The sequence below is a fragment of the Pseudomonas sp. N40(2020) genome (assembly GCF_014472415.1).
In the GTDB taxonomy this organism is placed as follows: Bacteria; Pseudomonadota; Gammaproteobacteria; order Pseudomonadales; family Pseudomonadaceae; genus Aquipseudomonas.
The window spans coordinates 13,945-32,332 of the sequence record NZ_JACSZV010000058.1 but is presented as its reverse complement, the minus strand read 5'-3'; the positions used below and the strand labels follow the sequence as shown (position 1 = coordinate 32,332).

The 18,388-nt window shown below is 58.2% G+C and carries 16 protein-coding genes; 14 read left to right on the top strand and 2 right to left on the bottom strand.

Annotated features, from left to right (window positions below; all coding sequences use genetic code 11):
• Nucleotides 1-206 precede the first annotated feature (206 nt).
• The 10 genes from argA to IAI51_RS25860 all read left to right on the top strand — a co-directional run bounded on the left by argA (nucleotide 207) and on the right by IAI51_RS25860 (nucleotide 11,148).
• A complete protein-coding gene (argA, locus tag IAI51_RS25905; protein WP_095186912.1) occupies nucleotides 207-1,508 on the top strand; it encodes an amino-acid N-acetyltransferase in 1,302 nt (433 codons plus the stop codon).
• Between the two features lie 573 nt (nucleotides 1,509-2,081).
• Nucleotides 2,082-3,410 (top strand): OprD family porin, encoded by a 1,329-nt coding sequence (locus tag IAI51_RS25900; protein ID WP_187681060.1) that lies wholly within the window; start codon nucleotides 2,082-2,084, stop codon nucleotides 3,408-3,410.
• A gap of 420 nt (nucleotides 3,411-3,830) precedes the next feature.
• Nucleotides 3,831-5,174, top strand: coding sequence for an OprD family porin (locus tag IAI51_RS25895; RefSeq protein ID WP_187681059.1), 1,344 nt, complete (start codon nucleotides 3,831-3,833; stop codon nucleotides 5,172-5,174).
• A gap of 296 nt (nucleotides 5,175-5,470) precedes the next feature.
• Nucleotides 5,471-6,109 carry a peroxiredoxin gene (locus IAI51_RS25890; protein ID WP_187681058.1) on the top strand — a complete coding sequence of 213 codons (639 nt, stop codon included), beginning with the start codon at nucleotides 5,471-5,473 and terminating at the stop codon, nucleotides 6,107-6,109.
• A gap of 333 nt (nucleotides 6,110-6,442) precedes the next feature.
• Entirely contained in the window at nucleotides 6,443-7,036 is a 594-nt protein-coding gene (gene ssuE / locus IAI51_RS25885) for an NADPH-dependent FMN reductase (protein ID WP_187681057.1), read from the top strand.
• Nucleotides 7,037-7,138: 102 nt separating this feature from the next.
• Nucleotides 7,139-8,137 carry a sulfonate ABC transporter substrate-binding protein gene (locus IAI51_RS25880; protein ID WP_187681056.1) on the top strand — a complete coding sequence of 333 codons (999 nt, stop codon included), beginning with the start codon at nucleotides 7,139-7,141 and terminating at the stop codon, nucleotides 8,135-8,137.
• A 25-nt stretch (nucleotides 8,138-8,162) separates the two neighbouring features.
• On the top strand, nucleotides 8,163-9,311 hold the full coding sequence (gene ssuD, locus IAI51_RS25875) for an FMNH2-dependent alkanesulfonate monooxygenase (protein ID WP_187681055.1): 1,149 nt from the start codon (nucleotides 8,163-8,165) through the stop codon (nucleotides 9,309-9,311).
• A gap of 8 nt (nucleotides 9,312-9,319) precedes the next feature.
• Nucleotides 9,320-10,102 (top strand): aliphatic sulfonate ABC transporter permease SsuC, encoded by a 783-nt coding sequence (gene ssuC / locus IAI51_RS25870; protein ID WP_187681054.1) that lies wholly within the window; start codon nucleotides 9,320-9,322, stop codon nucleotides 10,100-10,102.
• A complete protein-coding gene (ssuB, locus tag IAI51_RS25865) occupies nucleotides 10,099-10,905 on the top strand; it encodes an aliphatic sulfonates ABC transporter ATP-binding protein (RefSeq protein ID WP_187681053.1) in 807 nt (268 codons plus the stop codon). The genes ssuC and ssuB overlap by 4 nt, the downstream gene beginning before the upstream one ends.
• A 27-nt stretch (nucleotides 10,906-10,932) precedes the next feature.
• Nucleotides 10,933-11,148: a molybdopterin-binding protein gene (locus IAI51_RS25860; RefSeq protein WP_003229256.1), complete on the top strand. Its 216-nt coding sequence runs from the start codon at nucleotides 10,933-10,935 to the stop codon at nucleotides 11,146-11,148.
• Nucleotides 11,149-11,228: 80 nt separating this feature from the next.
• Here the strand turns inward: IAI51_RS25860 and IAI51_RS25855 are convergent, their stop codons facing one another.
• Both IAI51_RS25855 and IAI51_RS25850 read right to left on the bottom strand, forming a co-directional pair.
• Nucleotides 11,229-11,861, bottom strand: coding sequence for a TetR/AcrR family transcriptional regulator (locus tag IAI51_RS25855; protein ID WP_187681052.1), 633 nt, complete (start codon nucleotides 11,859-11,861; stop codon nucleotides 11,229-11,231).
• 258 nt (nucleotides 11,862-12,119) lie between these two features.
• Nucleotides 12,120-13,496 carry a glutamine synthetase family protein gene (locus tag IAI51_RS25850; protein WP_028623670.1) on the bottom strand — a complete coding sequence of 459 codons (1,377 nt, stop codon included), beginning with the start codon at nucleotides 13,494-13,496 and terminating at the stop codon, nucleotides 12,120-12,122.
• 278 nt (nucleotides 13,497-13,774) lie between these two features.
• Between IAI51_RS25850 and IAI51_RS25845 the strand changes: the two genes are divergently transcribed.
• The 4 genes from IAI51_RS25845 to IAI51_RS25830 all read left to right on the top strand — a co-directional run bounded on the left by IAI51_RS25845 (nucleotide 13,775) and on the right by IAI51_RS25830 (nucleotide 18,290).
• On the top strand, nucleotides 13,775-14,131 hold the full coding sequence (locus tag IAI51_RS25845; RefSeq protein WP_187681051.1) for a glutamine amidotransferase: 357 nt from the start codon (nucleotides 13,775-13,777) through the stop codon (nucleotides 14,129-14,131).
• Between the two features lie 95 nt (nucleotides 14,132-14,226).
• On the top strand, nucleotides 14,227-15,585 hold the full coding sequence (locus IAI51_RS25840) for a glutamine synthetase family protein (RefSeq protein WP_034151968.1): 1,359 nt from the start codon (nucleotides 14,227-14,229) through the stop codon (nucleotides 15,583-15,585).
• Between the two features lie 56 nt (nucleotides 15,586-15,641).
• The gene (locus IAI51_RS25835; RefSeq protein ID WP_187681050.1) at nucleotides 15,642-17,006 is read left to right on the top strand and encodes an aspartate aminotransferase family protein; all 1,365 of its coding nucleotides are present in this window, start codon (nucleotides 15,642-15,644) and stop codon (nucleotides 17,004-17,006) included.
• Nucleotides 17,007-17,177: 171 nt separating this feature from the next.
• Nucleotides 17,178-18,290, top strand: a complete 1,113-nt coding sequence (locus tag IAI51_RS25830) for a polyamine ABC transporter substrate-binding protein (RefSeq protein WP_187681049.1) — start codon at nucleotides 17,178-17,180, stop codon at nucleotides 18,288-18,290.
• Nucleotides 18,291-18,388: the final 98 nt, after the last annotated feature.

The following is an 18,388-nucleotide window of genomic DNA, read 5'->3' as shown; positions in this document are numbered from 1 at the left end:
ATCTTTTGGTTTTGTTTTGAAGATCAAAAGATCGCAGCCTTCGGCAGCTCCTACAGGGGCAAGCCGTTAAATTAGCGGTTACCCAACCCGTATTCATGAGGAGAGCGCGCGTGTCGCCAAGCCTGTTCCGACGATAACCATCAGCCCGCTGTGCGTTTTCCGTTTCGCCCTTTTTCCCGGCTGCTCTTTATTACAGGCCCAGGTTCATGCCCGAATACGTCAATTGGCTTCGTCACGCGTCTCCTTATATTAATGCCCATCGCGACTGCACCTTTGTCGTCATGCTGCCCGGCGATGGGGTGGAGCATCCGAACTTCGGTAACATCGTTCACGACATCGTGCTGCTGCACAGTCTCGGCGTGCGTCTGGTGCTGGTCCACGGATCGCGCCCACAGATCGAAACCCGCCTCGCCGCGCGTGGCCTGACCCCGCATTACCACCACGGCATGCGCATCACCGATGCCGCGACCCTTGAGTGTGTGATCGACGCGGTTGGCCAGTTGCGCATCGCCATCGAAGCACGGCTGTCGATGGACATGGCCTCATCGCCAATGCAGGGCTCGCGCCTGCGCGTGGCCAGCGGCAACCTCGTCACCGCGCGCCCGATCGGCGTACTTGAAGGCGTCGACTATCACCACACCGGCGAAGTGCGTCGGGTCGATCGCAAGGGCATCAATCGTCTGCTCGACGAGCGCTCCATCGTGCTGCTGTCGCCACTGGGCTACTCGCCGACCGGTGAGATTTTTAACCTCGCCTGTGAAGACGTCGCCACCCGCGCCGCCATCGATCTGGGTGCCGACAAGCTGCTGCTGTTCGGCGCTGACCTCGGTCTGATCGACGAGAACGGCAGGCTGGTGCGCGAACTGCGTCCACAGCAAGTGCCGGCGCATTTGCAGCGTCTGGGCAGCAGCAACTATCAGGCGGAACTGCTGGATGCCGCCGCCGAAGCTTGTCGTGGCGGCGTGGCGCGCAGCCACATCGTCAGCTATGCCGAGGACGGCGCGCTGTTGACCGAACTGTTCACCCGTGATGGTGGCGGTACGCTGGTTGCCCAGGAGCAATTCGAACTGGTGCGTGAGGCGGCGATTGAAGACGTCGGTGGCTTGCTCGACCTGATCAGTCCGCTGGAAGAGCAGGGGATTCTGGTGCGTCGTTCGCGCGAAGTGCTGGAGCGCGAGATCGAGCAGTTCAGCGTGGTCGAGCGTGAAGGCATGATCATCGCCTGTGCGGCGCTGTATCAGATTGCCGATTCGGACGCGGGGGAGCTGGCCTGTCTGGCGGTGAACCCGGAGTACCGCCATGGCGGTCGTGGGGATGAATTGCTGGAGCGTATCGAAACCCGTGCCCGGGCTCAGGGCTTGAAGACGCTGTTCGTCCTCACCACCCGCACCGCGCACTGGTTCCGTGAGCGCGGGTTCGAACCGAGCAGCGTTGAACGCCTGCCAGCGGCGCGGGCTTCGCTGTACAACTATCAGCGTAATTCGAAGATCTTCGAAAAAACCCTTTGATTCATCAAGGCGTGGCGAGTGGGGGCAGGCTGCAAGGTCCCCACATCGCGACACCGGTTGTGCATTCCAATCTGAACCTCTCCTTCTGATTCCCCATCGCTGAAAACCACGACTGGAATGACTGGTTGCATTCCGGCAAGAACGGCGGCTGCGCCGTGCGCGCAAAAAATCTGCCGACACACAAACTGTAACAATTGATCCGGATAGTGCCCCGGGCTGGCTGCTGGGGTGATGGAACTGTTACAGGATTGCTTCAGGGCAAATGGGTCTAAACAGGGCAGCTTAATACTTTTCAGGAATTGACCGGTGCGTTGTTGTGGGGAGCCCCAGAGCGCGCAAATACGGGGCCAAATTCCTAAAGGGTATTAGAAAAGAAGGTGTTCATTCTTTTCAGATTCATGACGAACTCATGAACCTGCATGGACCAAAAAACCGGAGATTAGACTATGGTCGTAGACACACAAAGTTACGATTGACTTGTGGGTCACGCTCTGGCGCTAATCGCTGACCTTTGGAACCCGGGCATCGATCCGGGCCAGGCAAACAATAATTAGAAACGAGAGGAGCTTGACAATGAATAAGTCCACCTTGGCCGTGGCTGTGGCCTTTGGGGTATTGGCGCAGCAGGCAGGTGCCGCGGGTTTCATCGAAGACAGCAAGGCTTCCCTGAGTTCCCGCACCATGTATTTCAACAACGACAACCGTGATGGCGGCGCAGATCAGAGAGAAGCCGCGCAGGGCTTCAAGTTTGATTACTTGTCCGGTTTCACTCAAGGTACGGTCGGTTTTGGTCTTGATGTGCAGGCGCTTAGCGGTATTCACCTTGATGGTGGCCGTGGGCACCACCCAGACAATAACTCGTTCAGCCCAAGTGATTCTGACGGTTCGGCAACGCAGTCCTGGAGCCGCGTAGCGGGTAACGTCAAGGCACGTCTGTCCAAGACAGAAGCTCACCTGGGTGGCGCGCTGCAACCTAGCTTGCCGATTCTGGTTGCGAACGATAGCCGTCTGCTGCCTCAAACCTTCGAGGGTGGCACGATCACCTCCAAGGAAATCGACAACGTCACCTTCAATGCTGGTCAACTCGAGCATGCAGTGGGTCGTGCCTCGACAAACAGCACCGGTCTCGCAGTGGCCGGTGGTACTCAGGACAGCAATCAGTTCCGCTATGCCGGTGCTGACTGGAAGGTCACCAAAGACCTGACCCTGCAGTACTACCACTCGAACCTGCAGGATTATTACAAGCAGAACTTCTTCGGCCTGGTGCACGTCCTTCCGATCAGTACCAACCAATCGTTCAAGACTGACATCCGCTATTTCGACAGCAGCTCTGATGGCAAGAACGGCGACGCAGGCTATCGCTTCAATAACAACGGTGGTTATGCCAAGACCCCTGGCGAGGTCGATAACAAGACCTGGAGCGCCATGTTCACTTACACCTTGGGTGGCAACGCCTTCTTGCTCGGCCATCAACGCGTCAACGATGACGGTGGCTTCGTTTACCTGAACCAAGGCAACGTGGTTGATGGGAACGGTCGCCCAGAGGGTGCCGGTGGCGCAAGCTTCTACCTGTTCACCGACTCCATGATTAACGGTTTCGTCCGTGCCGGTGAAAACACGACCTTCGGCCAGTACTCCTATGACTTCGCAGGGCTGGGTGTACCGGGCCTCAAAGCTTCGGTCGCTTACCTGTATGGCGACAACATCAAGGCAACGAACGGTTCAGGTAGCGACATGTCCGAGTGGGAACGAGACATGCGTATCGATTACACCATTCAACAGGGTGCTCTCAAAGGTTTTGGTGTGACATTGCGCAATGGTGTTTATCGCGGTAGCGAAATCAATATTGCCGATCAGGATCAGACCCGCCTGATCTTCAACTACACCTACAGCTTCCTGTAACAAAAGCTGAAAAAAACCTTGCCTCTCGGCAAGGTTTTTTTTTTTGCGCATTTTTCTATATTCCAAAATTTAAGTCTTATGGCTTTTTTTATTCTTTTTATGTTCTCCGTCGAAAGACTAAAGTAGACCCGTCCAGCGCTCACAAGTCATTGCGGTGTTTTGGCATTTTTGTCCCTCGACAATCTAAAGGGTTCAGGAATCGGGGCTGAAGCCGATACCTCCAATCTGCGATGCCTATATATATGCCTCGACGCTCTGAAAAAGAGTGAAACAATTCTTTTAAGGACTATGCCGGGGTATCCTTTCGCGGCTTTGACTGGGGGTAAACGGTCCGTCGCGATCAAGCGTTCAGGATTTCGGGCAATAGATCCGGAACCGACAGTAAAAAAAGCAAAAAATTAGAAACGAGAGGAGCGATACATGAACAAGTCCACCTTGGCCCTGGCTGTGGCCGTAGGGGTTATGGCGCAGCAGGCAGGCGCCGCCGGTTTCATCGAAGACAGCAAGGCAACTTTGGGGCTGCGTAACTTCTACATCAACACTGATAACCGTGATGGCGCAGCTGGCACACCTGCCAACAAAGCCAGGGGGGTTCAGAGCAAGAATGAAGAATGGGGCCAAGGCTTCGATCTTCGCTTCATTTCCGGATATACCCAAGGCACCGTAGGTTTCGGTATCGACGCTATCGGCCTGCTGGGCGTGCGCTTGGATTCCGGTGGTGGCACTAACGGCGCCGCCAACGGTGCTGCTTACGGTGGTACTGTTTTTCCAAGCAAGTCCAACGGCGAAGCGGTTGATAACTACTCCAGCCTGGGCCTGACTGCCAAAGCCAAGATCTCCCAGACCGAACTGAAATTAGGCACCCTGCAACCGAAACTGCCAGTGATCGTGACTAACGACGGTCGTCTTTTGCCGCAAACCTGGCAAGGTGGTCAGATCACTTCGAACGATATCAAGGACCTGACTCTGGTCGGTGGTCAGATCGAAGCTGTGAAGGGGCGTAACTCCAGCAGCAACGAAAACCTGTCCGTCGGTGGCGCGAGCCCGCGTATCGCCAACAGCAACAAGTTCATCTATGCCGGTGGTGACTACAAGATCACCAAGGACCTGACTGCCCAGTACTACTACGGCAATCTGGAAGACTTCTACAAGCAACACTTCCTGGGTCTGGTACACAACTGGGCAATCGGTCCGGGCGTGTTGAAGTCTGACTTCCGTTACTTCAACAGCCGTGACGATGGTGCCAACGGCCACGACAGCGCCTATTTCACCAACGGTTACTACGGTGGCGCGATCACCAAAGGTAAAGTTGACAACAACCTGTACAGCGGCTTGTTCTTGTACACCGTTGCTGGCCACACATTTGGCGGTGGCTATCAAGTCAGCAATGGCGACAGCGACTTCCCTTGGCTGAACCAAGGCGACGGTTCGTCCAACTACACCATTACCGATATGCAAATCCAGAAGTTCGGCCGTGCTGGCGAGCGCACTTGGCAAGGCCGCTACTCGTATGATTTCGCCAAAGTAGGTGTACCTGGCCTGACCGCTGGTGTGGTTTATCTGCGTGGTGACAACATCGATAACGCTACCGGCGACAAAACCGAGTGGGAACGCGACTTCACCATCGGTTACGTCGTACCAGAAGGCCCGCTGAAAAACGTTGGCGTGATGTGGAAAAACGCCATGTGGCGCAACGACATTCCGGGTCAACGCGACCAGGATGAAAACCGCCTGATCGTCAGCTACTCGATCCCGCTGCTGTAATAGCGCGTCTCGATTCGTTGATATAAAAAAAGCCCCGTCCGGCATCGCGCCGGACGGGGCTTTTGCGTTTTCGGGTCAGGCCCACCCCCGTAAGCCCTCCCCGAATTTCCCTCTTTACAGCAACTCAAGGCCTTCTCGAACCTTGCGACCGATGTTCGTCGGGATGCGGCCGGGCGTCCAGTGAACAGATCTTTAATATTCTTTAAAGATCTAGATATCTATTTATTTATTCTTTTTCAGAATATCAAAAGCCAAGCTACAGTTGAGGTCTCCAACCACTCATCAGGAGCAGCACCATGAGCCTCAGACTCGGCGACATCGCCCCCGATTTCGAACAAGACTCCAGCGCCGGCAAGATTCGCTTCCACGAATGGCTGGGCGATAGCTGGGGCGTGCTGTTCTCCCACCCGGCGGACTTCACCCCGGTGTGCACCACCGAGCTGGGTTTTACCGCCAAGCTCAAGGATGAGTTCAGCAAGCGCGGCGTCAAAGCCATCGCGCTGTCGGTCGACCCGGTGGACTCGCACCACAAGTGGATCGAAGACATCAATGAAACCCAGAACACGATCGTCAACTTCCCGATCCTGGCTGATGCCGATCGCAAGGTTTCCGATCTTTACGACCTGATCCACCCGAATGCCAACGACACCCTCACCGTGCGTTCGCTGTTCGTGATCGATCCCAACAAGAAGATTCGCCTGACCATCACCTACCCGGCGAGCACCGGGCGCAACTTCCACGAGATCCTGCGGGTGATCGATTCGCTGCAACTCACCGACAACTACAAAGTGGCCACGCCGGCCAACTGGCAGGACGGTGAGGAGGTGGTGATCGTGCCGTCGCTCAAGGATGAGGAAGAGATCAAGAAACGCTTTCCAAAGGGGTATCGCGCGGTGAAGCCGTATCTGCGCCTGACGCCGCAGCCGAACAAATAACCTTTTGAGGCGGTCGTTCCCATGCTCCGCGTGGGAATGCCGCCCGTGACGCTCCGCGTCACAGTGAACGCGGAGCGTCCATGGATTCATCCCCACGCAGACGGTTTGACGCCTCGACGTGGGAACGATCAGCGTGTAGCCACAAAGCAGGGGATTTCGGGCCGTTTCGACGGCCTTTTTTTCGCCCGAAAAAAAGTAGAACGTATATCTCTAAAATGCATAACTAAATGAATAAATATGATTTATGGATATATAAATCAACTGGTAAGGTCACTCCCATCGAAGCGAGATCGCAACCCGCGAATCGCCTGTAACGCTCAAGGAATCGTCTGAATGCTGGTTGTCTCACTCGGTGGCAGTCCTAGCCAACGCTCCCGATCCGGGGTGTTGCTGGAGCGCTCGCAACGCTGGTTGCAGGAGCAAGGGGTGGAAGTGGTGAGTTATCAGGTGCGGGACTTCCCAGCCGAGGATTTGCTCCACGCCCGTTTCGACAGCCCCAAGGTGCTCGACCTGCTCGCTCAGATTGAAAGCGCCGATGGCCTGCTGATCGCCACGCCGGTTTACAAGGCTTCGTTCTCCGGCGCCCTGAAGACTCTGCTGGACCTGCTGCCCGAGCGTGCCTTGAGCCACAAGATTGTTTTGCCGATGGCCACCGGCGGCAGCATCGCCCACATGCTGGTGGTCGATTACGCCCTCAAGCCTGTGCTGTCGGCATTGAAAGCCCAGGAAATGCTGCAAGGGATTTTTGCCGAGGACAGCCAGATCGCGTATGGCGAAGGCAGTGCCGCGGCACAACTGGCCCCGGCGCTGGAGCAGCGTCTGCATGAAGCGCTGGAGCAGTTTGTCAGCGCCATGGCCCGCCGGCCTAAACCGCTGGAGCCGGGCCTGTTGAACGAACGTTTGTTGAGTGCTCGCTGGAGCATTTGAGCCTGCTTTTCAGTTACACCGGAATTTGAAGTACTCACCTTACTCAGCCGCCAACGGCCCAGCAGGTGCAGCCAAAACCCAACAGCAAAAAAGGAGAGCGCTATGCGCACTGTATTTTTGCGTCGTGGTCTGGTCGCTCTGTTTGCTGCGGCTGTGTCTTTCGGCGCCATCACTCAAGCTCAAGCTCAAGCTCAAGCTCAAGCCGAGACTTTGCGGATCGGTTATCAAAAGTACGGCACGCTGGTGCTGCTCAAGGCCAAAGGGACGTTGGAAAAACGTCTGGCCGCCCAAGGCGTGGACGTGCAATGGACTGAATTTCCCGGTGGCCCACAACTGCTCGAAGGCCTGAACGTCGGCTCGATCGACTTCGGCGTGACGGGCGAAACCCCACCCGTATTCGCCCAGGCTGCCGGCGCCGATTTGCTCTACGTCGCCTACGAGCCGCCAGCGCCGAACAGCGAAGCGATCCTTGTGCCGAAAGACTCGCCGATCAAATCCGTCGCGGATCTGAAGGGCAAGAAAGTCGTGCTGAACAAAGGCTCCAACGTCCACTACCTGCTGGTGCGTGCGCTGGAAGACGCCGGCCTCAAATACACCGACATTCAAACCGTATTCCTGCCGCCGGCCGATGCCCGCGCCGCGTTCGAACGGGGCAGCGTCGACGCCTGGGTCATCTGGGATCCGTACCAGGCGGCCGCCGAGAAACAGCTGCAAGCGCACACCCTGCGTGACGGCAAAGGCATCGTCGACAACCACCAGTTCTATCTGGCGACCAAACCTTACGCGCAGAAAAATCCCGAGGTGATCAAAGCCCTCGTTGAAGAAGTGCGCGCTGTCGGCGAGTGGTCCAAAGCCAATCCTGAAGACGTGACCCAGCAGGTTGCGCCTCTGCTCGGTCTGCCGGCGGATATCACCCTGACCTCGGTGAAACGCCAAGGCTACGGCGCGCTGTTCCTGACCCCGGAAGTGGTCGCCGCGCAACAGAAAATCGCTGACACCTTCTTCCAGCTCAAGCTGATTCCCAAGCCGTTGAGCATCAAGGATGTGATCTGGACACCACCGGCCGCTGTGGCCCAAAGCTCAGTCACCCAAGCCCCGTAATTCGAATCCCCAAGGAGACCACTCCATGAGCCTCAATATCTTTTGGTTCCTGCCTACCCACGGCGACGGCCATTACCTTGGCACCGCCGAAGGTGCGCGCGCCGTCGACCATGGCTATCTGCAACAGGTCGCGCAAGCGGCGGATCGTCTGGGCTTTGGCGGTGTGCTGATTCCCACTGGCCGCTCCTGCGAAGATTCGTGGCTGGTGGCCGCGTCGCTGATTCCGGTGACCCAGCGTTTGAAGTTCCTTGTCGCCCTGCGCCCCGGGATCATTTCCCCGACGGTGGCGGCGCGTCAGGCTGCAACCCTGGATCGCCTGTCCGGTGGCCGTGCGTTGTTCAACCTGGTGACCGGTGGCGATCCGGAAGAACTGGCCGGTGATGGTTTATTCCTCAGCCACGAAGAACGCTATCAGGCCTCGGTGGAATTCACCCGCATCTGGCGTCGTGTGCTGGAAGGCGAAACTGTGGATTACGACGGTCAGCACATCAGCGTGAAAGGCGCCAAATTGCTCTATCCGCCGATCCAGCAACCGCGTCCGCCGCTGTACTTCGGCGGTTCGTCGGAGGCGGCGCAGGATCTGGCTGCCGAGCAAGTTGAAATGGTCCTGACCTGGGGCGAACCGCCAGCCGCAGTGGCCGAGAAGATCGAGCAGGTGCGTGCCAAAGCCGCCAAGCTCGGCCGCACCGTGCGCTTCGGCATCCGACTGCATGTGATCGTCCGCGAAACCAATGCCGAGGCGTGGCAAGCGGCGGATCGGCTGATCTCGCACCTGGACGATGAAACCATCGCTCGTGCTCAAGCCTCGCTGGCGCGTTTCGATTCGGTCGGCCAGCAACGCATGGCCGCGCTTCACGGTGGCAGTCGCGACAATCTGGAAGTCAGCCCGAACCTGTGGGCTGGTGTCGGTCTGGTGCGCGGCGGTGCCGGTACGGCGCTGGTCGGCGATGGCCCGACCGTGGCCGCTCGCGTGAAGGAATACGCCGATTTGGGCATCGACACCTTCATCTTCTCCGGTTATCCACACCTCGAAGAGTCGTATCGCGTCGCCGAACTGTTGTTCCCACACCTCGACATTGAGCGCCCGGAACTGCCGAAAAGCACCGGTTATGTCAGCCCGTTTGGCGAGATGGTGGCCAACGACATTCTTCCCAAAGCCGCGTCGCAGAGCTGAGGCGCGCCATGAAGAAAATTATCCACAGCCTCGCGCCGTGGGCGTTGCCGGTGTTGCTGCTGGCGGTGTGGCAGTTGTCGGTGTCGGCGGGATGGTTGTCGACACGGATTCTGCCGGCGCCGGTGGCGGTGATCGAGGCCGGCGTCAGTCTGGTGCGCAGCGGCGAGATCTGGACGCACCTGGCGATCAGCGGCTGGCGCGCAGCACTGGGTTTTGTCATTGGTGGAGGCATCGGTCTGGCACTGGGTTTTATCACTGGCCTGTCGAAGTGGGGCGAACGCTTGCTCGACAGCTCGGTGCAGATGATCCGCAATGTGCCGCATCTGGCGCTGATTCCACTGGTGATTCTGTGGTTCGGCATCGACGAGTCAGCGAAGATTTTTCTGGTGGCGTTGGGTACGTTGTTCCCGATTTACCTCAATACGTATCACGGCATCCGCAACGTCGATCCGGCGCTGGTGGAGATGGCGCGCAGTTATGGCCTCTCCGGTTTTAGCCTGTTCTGGCAGGTGATTCTGCCGGGCGCGCTGCCTTCGATTCTGGTCGGCGTGCGCTTCGCGTTGGGCTTCATGTGGCTGACGCTGATCGTCGCTGAAACCATTTCCGCCAGCTCCGGCATCGGCTATCTGGCGATGAACGCCCGGGAGTTCTTGCAGACCGACGTGGTGGTGCTGGCGATCCTGCTTTACGCGGTGCTCGGCAAGCTCGCCGACCTCGCAGCCCGCGGACTTGAACGTGTGTGGCTGCGTTGGCATCCGGCCTATCAGGTTGCCAAGGGAGGTGCAGCATGACCGCTCAACAACCTCCACGCCTGCTGCGCGGGATACCGCTGGCGGTGCGCAATCTGCAAAAGACCTTCGGTACGCGCCAGGTTTTGCGTGACATCGATCTGCACATCCCGGCGGGGCAGTTCGTCGCTGTGGTCGGGCGCAGTGGTTGCGGCAAAAGCACCTTGCTGCGCTTGCTTGCCGGCTTGGATCAACCCACTGGCGGCGACTTGCTCGCAGGTGCAGCGCCGCTCAGCGATGCGCGGGAAGACACCCGGCTGATGTTCCAGGAAGCACGGCTGCTGCCGTGGAAAAAGATCATCGACAACGTTGGTCTCGGCCTCAAGGGCAACTGGCGCTCGCAAGCACTGGACGCGCTGGAAGCAGTGGGGCTGGCGGATCGCGCCAACGAATGGCCGGCAGCTTTGTCGGGTGGCCAGAAACAACGTGTCGCTCTGGCGCGAGCGCTGATCCATCAACCGCGTCTGCTGTTGCTCGACGAACCGCTCGGCGCGCTGGATGCGCTGACCCGGATCGAGATGCAGCAACTGATCGAACGCCTCTGGCAGCAGCATGGTTTCACCGTGTTGCTGGTGACCCACGATGTCAGCGAAGCGGTGGCGATTGCCGATCGAGTGATTCTGATCGAGGACGGCGAAGTCGGTCTCGATCTGCCTGTGGAACTGCCGCGGCCGAGGGTGCGTGGTTCGCACCGGTTGGCCGCGCTGGAAACCGAAGTGCTCAACCGCGTTCTCTCCCTGCCCGGCGAACCGCCGGCACCGGAACCCGTTTCACCACTGCCTACGCAACTGCGTTGGGCTCAATAACTCAAGCAAACGACAGGAATCATTGCCATGACTATCAAAGCCATCAACGTCCGCAACCAGTTCAAAGGCTCGATCAAGGAAATCGTTCTCGGTGACGTGCTGTCGGAAATCGACGTGCAGACCGCTTCCGGCATCGTCACTTCGGTGATCACCACTCGCTCGGTCAAGGAGCTGGAACTGGTGGTCGGCAGCGAAGTGATTGCCTTTGTGAAATCGACTGAGGTTTCCATCGCCAAGTTGTAAGGCTGTGGATAAAAACAACCCCGGAGGGTATGAGCCCTGATCGTTCCCACGCAGAGCGTGGGAACGATTGCCTCAGTAACCTACAGAGATCTTTTGGGCAGATACGTCGGCAGATACAGCCCGATATAAGCATCAAACACCCGCATCCCTTCCTCAGCCATGCGCGGCGTAATCTGCCCGTGCTGCTGCACCGAGCGCGCATAGACGCGGTCGCCCAGCTCCATGGCGAGAGCAAACACATCGACATCATCCGGCAGCCTCGGCAGCTCGAAGTGATGATCGAACAGCTTGTGCATCAGGTCGCCCAACTCGATGTCGTGCTGACGGTCAGCCTGGGTGACTTCAGTAAGCCCGTGCTGGGCGAGGATCAATTGGCGGGCGGCAGCGTCTTCGTCGTAGATCTCCAACATCCGCTGTTCAACCAGTCGTGACAGGTCACGCCAGTCGCGCAGGGCCTCATGATCGATCGGCGCTTGCAGGCAGGCACGGAATGCCGCGTGCACATCCGCCGTCAGTGCTTCGAGCAGCGCCGGGACGCTGGCGAAGAAGTGGTAAACCGAGGAGGGCGGAATCTGTGCGCGCTCGGCCACGCTGTAGATCGACAGACTGGCCACGCCCTCGGTTGCCAGCAAGATACGCGCGGCGTCGAGTATCGAATCGATCCGTGCCTGACTGCGGGCGCGGGGTTTGCGAAGGGGGGCGGGTCGCGTCATGGAAGTCTCCTGCGGGGCAGCGGGCATTGTACGAGGCGGGTTCGGTGTTGTCTGCCGACCTGTGGCGAGGGGATTTATCCCCGATGGGCTGCGAAGCGGCCCCAAAGCCATTCAGCTTGGTGTATCAGGAATAACTGGTTCTCAGGGTTTACGGCTGCTGTGCAGCCGATCGGGGATAAATCCCCTCGCCACAGAGGCCATAAAAAAACGCCGTGGGCTGAATCAGCCAACGGCGTTTTTTCTGAAGCTGCAATCCGCTTAAACGGTATGCAGGTACCAGTTGTACTCGAGGTCGGAGATGGAGTGTTCGAACTCCTCCAGCTCGCTCTCTTTACAGGCGACGAAGATATCGATGTATTTCGGATCGATGTACTTGGCCATCACCTCGCTGTCGTCCAGCTCACGCAGGGCATCGCGCAAGTTGTTCGGCAGGCTTTGCTCGTTCTGCTCGTAGCTGTTGCCTTCGACAGGCGCGCCCGGCTCGATCTTGTTGGTCAGGCCGTGGTGCACGCCGGCCAGAACCGAAGCCATCAGCAGGTACGGGTTGGCGTCGGCGCCGGCTACACGATGCTCGATACGCACGGCATCGGACGAGCCGGTCGGTACGCGAATCGCCACGGTGCGGTTGTCCAGGCCCCAGCACGGCGAGTTCGGCACGTAGAACTGTGCGCCGAAACGGCGGTACGAGTTGACGTTCGGGCACAGGAACGCCATTTGAGCGGGCAGGGTCTCCAGCACACCGCCGATTGCGTGACGCAATGCGGCGTTCTGCTCGGGATCCTCGCTGGCAAAGATGTTCTTGCCTTCTTTGTCCAGAATCGAAATATGCACGTGCAAACCATTACCTGCCTGGCCCGGGTAAGGCTTGGCCATGAAGGTGGTGTCCATTTCATGGTCGTAGGCGATGTTTTTGATCAGACGCTTGAGCAGTACCGCGTAGTCGCACGCCTTGATCGGGTCGGCGACGTGGTGCAGGTTCACTTCGAACTGCGCCGGGGCACTTTCCTTGACGATGGCGTCGGCCGGGATGCCTTGCTCTTTGGCGCCTTCCAGAATGTCCTGGAGGCAGTCGACGTATTCGTCGAGGTCGTCGATCAGGTAGACCTGAGTCGAGTGCGGGCGCTTACCGGAAACCGGCGAGCGTGGCGGCTGCGGACGACCGTTCACGTTCTCCTGATCGATCAGGTAGAACTCGAGTTCGAACGCGGCGCAGATAGTCAGGCCCATTTCGTCGAACTTGCGCACTACGTTGGCCAGCACTTCACGCGGGTCGGCGAAGAATGGCTGGCCTTCGAGTTCGTGCATGGTCATCAACAGTTGCGCGGTAGGGCGCTTCTGCCATGGCTCGTTGCACAGGGTATCGGGGATTGGATAGCAGATACGATCGGCATCGCCGATGTCCAGGCCCAGGCCGGTGCTTTCCACCGTAGAGCCATTGATATCCAGAGCAAATAGAGAGGCCGGCAGGTTGATGCCTTTCTCGTAAACCTTGTGGAGGCTGGTGCGTTCAATGCGCTTGCCGCGCACCACACCATTCATATCCGCAATCAGAAGGTCAACGTACAGAACCTCAGGATGTTCCTTAAGGAACGCGTTCGCTTCGTTGAGCTGAACGGCACGCGGGGGTACCGACATGATGCAACACCTTTGTTGTTAAAAATATCAATCATTGATCTTTTCTGGTTTCAGTCAACCCGAACGGCCTGCCGAAGTCAAGCAAGGCCTTTTTTGCCCTAAAAAAGCGCTGTGAGGGCATTTATGGGGCAGTTTTGGGCATTTTTTTGTCCTTGGGAGACTTGGCACCCGCGGGCTTGAGCAGGCCGTGTTGTATTTTTTACGGGGGTGTTGTGTAAAAAAATGAACAAGGCTAAGCTCCGATCAAACCCATAACAGCAATAATACCGGGGTGCTTCATGTCTCGCCTGCCGATAATCGGCGTCACCGACTGCTCGCAACAGTCCGGTCTGCATGCTTATCCCATCCGTGGCGAATCGTCCGTACAGAGTGCAGCCTTTGAGGCTCGCAGCCTGGCGACGAAGTTGTCGTCAGCCGCAGCCAAAACGGCAGCGTCCGATATTCTGGACGCACGACAAGGCATCCGCTTTATGGCATCTCCTTTCAATATAGATCTCTTTCTCTCCCAAAGCCCGTGCCGCTCCGCAAAGCGTGCTCATGATTCTGCACGCCATGAGTTTGCACAGGAAATGCAACGCCAGCGTAAAGGGCAGGTAAGCTCCTCTTTCATTGTCTATGCGCGGTGCCGGGCGTAAGCCGGTACTGCGCGCAAGCAAGCTCCCTTTAACGCGACGCCCAGGCGTCAAACTTTGCCTGACACCCTGTCAGGAGACTCAGCCCAGAGGCATTTATGAGTAACAACCTCGACCAGCTCACCGATTGGTTGAAAGACCACAAGATCACAGAAGTCGAATGCATGATCGCCGACTTGACCGGTATCACCCGGGGCAAGATCTCGCCGACCAACAAGTTCATCGCCGAAAAAGGCATGCGCCTGCCAGAGAGCGTGCTGCTGCAGACCGTGACCGGCGACTATGTCGAAGACGACATCTATTACGAACTGCTCGACCCGGCCGACATCGACATGATCTGCCGCCCCGACCAGAACGCCGTGTATCTGGTGCCATGGGCCATCGAGCCGACTGCCCAGGTGATCCACGACACCTACGACAAGCAAGGCAACCCGATCGAGCTGTCGCCGCGCAACGTCCTCAAGAAAGTGTTGAAGCTCTACGCCGACAAAGGCTGGCAGCCAATCGTGGCGCCGGAAATGGAGTTCTACCTGACCAAGCGCAGTGACGACCCGGACTATCCGTTGCAGCCGCCAATCGGCCGCTCCGGGCGTCCGGAAATCGGGCGTCAGTCGTTCTCTATTGAAGCAGCGAACGAATTCGACCCGCTGTTCGAAGACGTCTACGACTGGTGCGAATTGCAGGAGCTGGACCTCGACACGTTGATCCACGAAGACGGCACGGCGCAGATGGAAATCAACTTCCGTCACGGCGACGCGCTGTCGCTGGCTGATCAGATTCTGGTGTTCAAACGCACCATGCGTGAAGCCGCGCTCAAGCACGACGTGGCCGCGACCTTCATGGCCAAGCCGATGACGGGCGAGCCGGGCAGTGCCATGCACTTGCACCAGAGCATCATCGACATCGAAACCGGCAAGAACGTCTTCTCCAATGAAGACGGAACCATGAGCCAGTTGTTCCTGCACCACATCGGTGGCTTGCAGAAACTGATCCCCGAGCTGTTGCCGCTGTTCGCGCCGAACGTCAACTCGTTCCGCCGCTTCCTGCCGGACACCTCGGCGCCGGTGAACGTGGAGTGGGGCGAAGAGAACCGCACCGTGGGCCTGCGCGTACCGGATGCCGGCCCGCAGAACCGCCGTGTGGAAAACCGCCTGCCGGGCGCCGACGCCAACCCGTATCTGGCGATTGCCGCGAGCCTGCTCTGCGGTTACATCGGCATGGTTGAAGGCCTCAACCCGAGTGCGCCGGTGGTCGGTCGTGGTTATGAGCGCCGCAACCTGCGCCTGCCGCTGACCATCGAGGACGCGCTGGAGCGTATGGAAAACAGCGCAACCATCGAGAAATATCTGGGCAAAACTTTCATCACGGGCTACGTCGCGGTCAAGCGGGCCGAGCATGAAAACTTCAAGCGCGTGATCAGTTCGTGGGAGCGTGAGTACCTGCTCTTCGCCGTCTGATACGCCGGGCGCGGTGCTCAGGCGCCGCGTCTTCACCGATAACAAGGAGAATTGGCATGACCAGCAACAACCCGCAAACCCGTGAGTGGCAAGCGCTGAGCAGCGACCACCACCTGGCCCCGTTCAGCGACTTCAAGCAATTGAAAGAGAAGGGCCCACGGATCATTACCAACGCCAAGGGCGTTTACCTGTGGGACAGCGAAGGCAACAAGATCCTCGACGGCATGGCCGGTCTGTGGTGCGTGGCCATCGGTTATGGTCGCGATGAACTGGCCGACGCCGCCGCCAAACAAATGCGCGAACTGCCTTACTACAACCTGTTCTTCCAGACCGCGCACCCGCCTGCGCTGGAACTGGCCAAGGCCATCGCCAACGTCGCGCCAGAAGGCATGAACCATGTGTTCTTCACCGGTTCCGGCTCCGAAGGCAACGACACCATGCTGCGTATGGTTCGCCATTACTGGGCGATCAAGGGCCAGCCGAACAAGAAAGTCATCATCAGTCGCAAGAACGGTTATCACGGTTCCACCGTGGCTGGCGCGAGCCTGGGTGGCATGACTTATATGCACGAACAGGGCGACTTGCCGATACCGGGCATCGTCCACATCGCTCAGCCGTACTGGTTCGCCGAAGGCGGCGACATGTCGCCGGAAGAGTTCGGTGTCTGGGCGGCCAATCAACTGGAAGAGAAAATTCTCGAAGTCGGCGTCGACAACGTCGGTGCCTTTATTGCCGAGCCGATCCAGGGTGCCGGTGGTGTGATCATTCCGCCAGACAGCTACTGGCCGCGCATCAAGGAAATCCTCGCCAAGTACGACATCCTCTTCGTCGCTGACGAAGTGATTTGCGGCTTCGGCCGTACCGGTGAGTGGTTCGGTAGCGATTTCTACGACCTCAAGCCCGACATGATGACCATCGCCAAAGGCCTGACCTCCGGCTATATCCCAATGGGTGGCCTGATCGTCCGTGACTCGGTGGTGGCCGTGCTCAACGAAGGCGGCGACTTCAACCACGGCTTCACCTACTCCGGTCACCCGGTGGCGGCGGCGGTGGGTCTGGAAAACATCCGCATTCTGCGCGACGAAAAAATTATCGAGAACGTCCACAACGAAACGGCACCGTATTTGCAGAAACGTCTGCGGGAACTGAACGATCACCCGCTGGTGGGTGAAGTTCGCGGAGTCGGTCTGCTGGGGGCGATCGAGCTGGTGCAGGACAAAGCCAGTCGCAAGCGTTACGAAGGCAAGGGCGTCGGCATGATCTGCCGGCAGTTCTGCTTCGATAACGGGCTGATCATGCGTGCCGTGGGCGACACCATGATCATCGCGCCGCCGCTGGTGATCAGCAAAGCGGAGATCGATGAGTTGGTTACAAAGGCACGCAAGTGTCTGGACCTGACCCTCAGTGCATTGCAGGGCTAGGTGCTAGGCTTCGAGCGGGGGAGCTGCGGCGCACTCGCTCGAAGCTGTCAGAAAGGCTGGTCTTTTCTTGAAAGACCGCCTCGGATCTTGCCAGACTAGCCGCGGTTCCAGTTGTCCGGGTTCGGCCGCTGAACAAAGTGGTTCAAAAAAGAAAAATTTGGAGCATGACGCATGAAGGCATTAGGTAAAAAGCTTGCTGGCAAGACACTTCTCGCGCTGTCCATGGCGGGCATGATGGCGGGTGCGGTTCAGGCGGACGACAAGGTATTGCACGTCTATAACTGGTCCGACTACATCGCGCCGGACACGGTCGCCAACTTTGAGAAGGCCACCGGGATCAAAGTCGTCTACGACGTATTCGACAGCAACGAAACCCTGGAAGCCAAGCTGCTGGCTGGTAAATCCGGTTACGACATTGTGGTGCCTTCCAACAACTTCCTCGCCAAGCAGATCAAGGCCGGTGTTTACCAGGAGCTGGACAAGTCCAAGCTGCCGAACTGGAAGAACCTCGACGAAGACCTGCTCAAGGCCGTTGGCGATGCCAGCGACCAGGGCAACAAGCACGCGTTCCCGTACATGTGGGGCTCGATCGGGATCGGCTACAACCCGGCGAAGGTCAAGGCTGCGTTGGGCATCGACAAGATCGATTCCTGGGACATCGTGTTCAAGCCTGAAAACATCGAGAAACTCAAAAGCTGCGGCGTAAGCTTCCTCGACGCCCCGACCGAAATGATTCCGGCGGCTCTGCACTATCTGGGCAAACCGACCAACAGCAAGGACAAGGCTGATCTGAAAGCCGCCGAAGATCTGTTCCTGAAGATTCGTCCTTCGGTTGCCTACTTCCATTCCTCCAAGTACATCTCCGATCTGGCCAACGGCAACATCTGCGTGGCGGTCGGTTACTCGGGTGACCTGGAACAATCCAAGACCCGCGCCCAGGAAGCTGGTGACAAGGTCAAGCTGGCCTACACCATTCCGAAAGAAGGCGCCGGTACTTTCTACGACATGGTCGCCATTCCCAAGGATGCCGAAAACGTCGAAGCCGCTTACAAATTCATGAACTACCTGCTTGAGCCAGAAGTGATGGCCGGGATCACCAACGCCGTACGCTTCCCGAACGGCAACAAGGCGGCCACGCCGCTGGTGGACAAAGACATCACCAGCGATCCGAGCATCTATCCGTCGGCTGAAGTGAAGAAACAGCTCTACGCGATCAGCGATCTGGATGCCGCCACCCTGCGCCTGATCACTCGCAGCTGGACCAAAATCAAATCCGGTAAATAAGCCGGTTTGAAGCAGCAACCGCTGGCCGTCGTCCCCGCGACGGCGGCCAGCGGGATAATTAAATGACAGAAAGTTTTGCTGGAACGGTTTTTCGAGGG

Coding starts and splice junctions, on each gene's coding strand:
- argA (WP_095186912.1), top strand. CDS start 207: ATGCCCGAATACGTCAATTGGCTTCGTCACGCGTCTCCTTATATTAAT.
- IAI51_RS25900 (WP_187681060.1), top strand. CDS start 2,082: ATGAATAAGTCCACCTTGGCCGTGGCTGTGGCCTTTGGGGTATTGGCG.
- IAI51_RS25895 (WP_187681059.1), top strand. CDS start 3,831: ATGAACAAGTCCACCTTGGCCCTGGCTGTGGCCGTAGGGGTTATGGCG.
- IAI51_RS25890 (WP_187681058.1), top strand. CDS start 5,471: ATGAGCCTCAGACTCGGCGACATCGCCCCCGATTTCGAACAAGACTCC.
- ssuE (WP_187681057.1), top strand. CDS start 6,443: ATGCTGGTTGTCTCACTCGGTGGCAGTCCTAGCCAACGCTCCCGATCC.
- IAI51_RS25880 (WP_187681056.1), top strand. CDS start 7,139: ATGCGCACTGTATTTTTGCGTCGTGGTCTGGTCGCTCTGTTTGCTGCG.
- ssuD (WP_187681055.1), top strand. CDS start 8,163: ATGAGCCTCAATATCTTTTGGTTCCTGCCTACCCACGGCGACGGCCAT.
- ssuC (WP_187681054.1), top strand. CDS start 9,320: ATGAAGAAAATTATCCACAGCCTCGCGCCGTGGGCGTTGCCGGTGTTG.
- ssuB (WP_187681053.1), top strand. CDS start 10,099: ATGACCGCTCAACAACCTCCACGCCTGCTGCGCGGGATACCGCTGGCG.
- IAI51_RS25860 (WP_003229256.1), top strand. CDS start 10,933: ATGACTATCAAAGCCATCAACGTCCGCAACCAGTTCAAAGGCTCGATC.
- IAI51_RS25855 (WP_187681052.1), bottom strand. CDS start 11,861: ATGACGCGACCCGCCCCCCTTCGCAAACCCCGCGCCCGCAGTCAGGCA.
- IAI51_RS25850 (WP_028623670.1), bottom strand. CDS start 13,496: ATGTCGGTACCCCCGCGTGCCGTTCAGCTCAACGAAGCGAACGCGTTC.
- IAI51_RS25845 (WP_187681051.1), top strand. CDS start 13,775: ATGTCTCGCCTGCCGATAATCGGCGTCACCGACTGCTCGCAACAGTCC.
- IAI51_RS25840 (WP_034151968.1), top strand. CDS start 14,227: ATGAGTAACAACCTCGACCAGCTCACCGATTGGTTGAAAGACCACAAG.
- IAI51_RS25835 (WP_187681050.1), top strand. CDS start 15,642: ATGACCAGCAACAACCCGCAAACCCGTGAGTGGCAAGCGCTGAGCAGC.
- IAI51_RS25830 (WP_187681049.1), top strand. CDS start 17,178: ATGAAGGCATTAGGTAAAAAGCTTGCTGGCAAGACACTTCTCGCGCTG.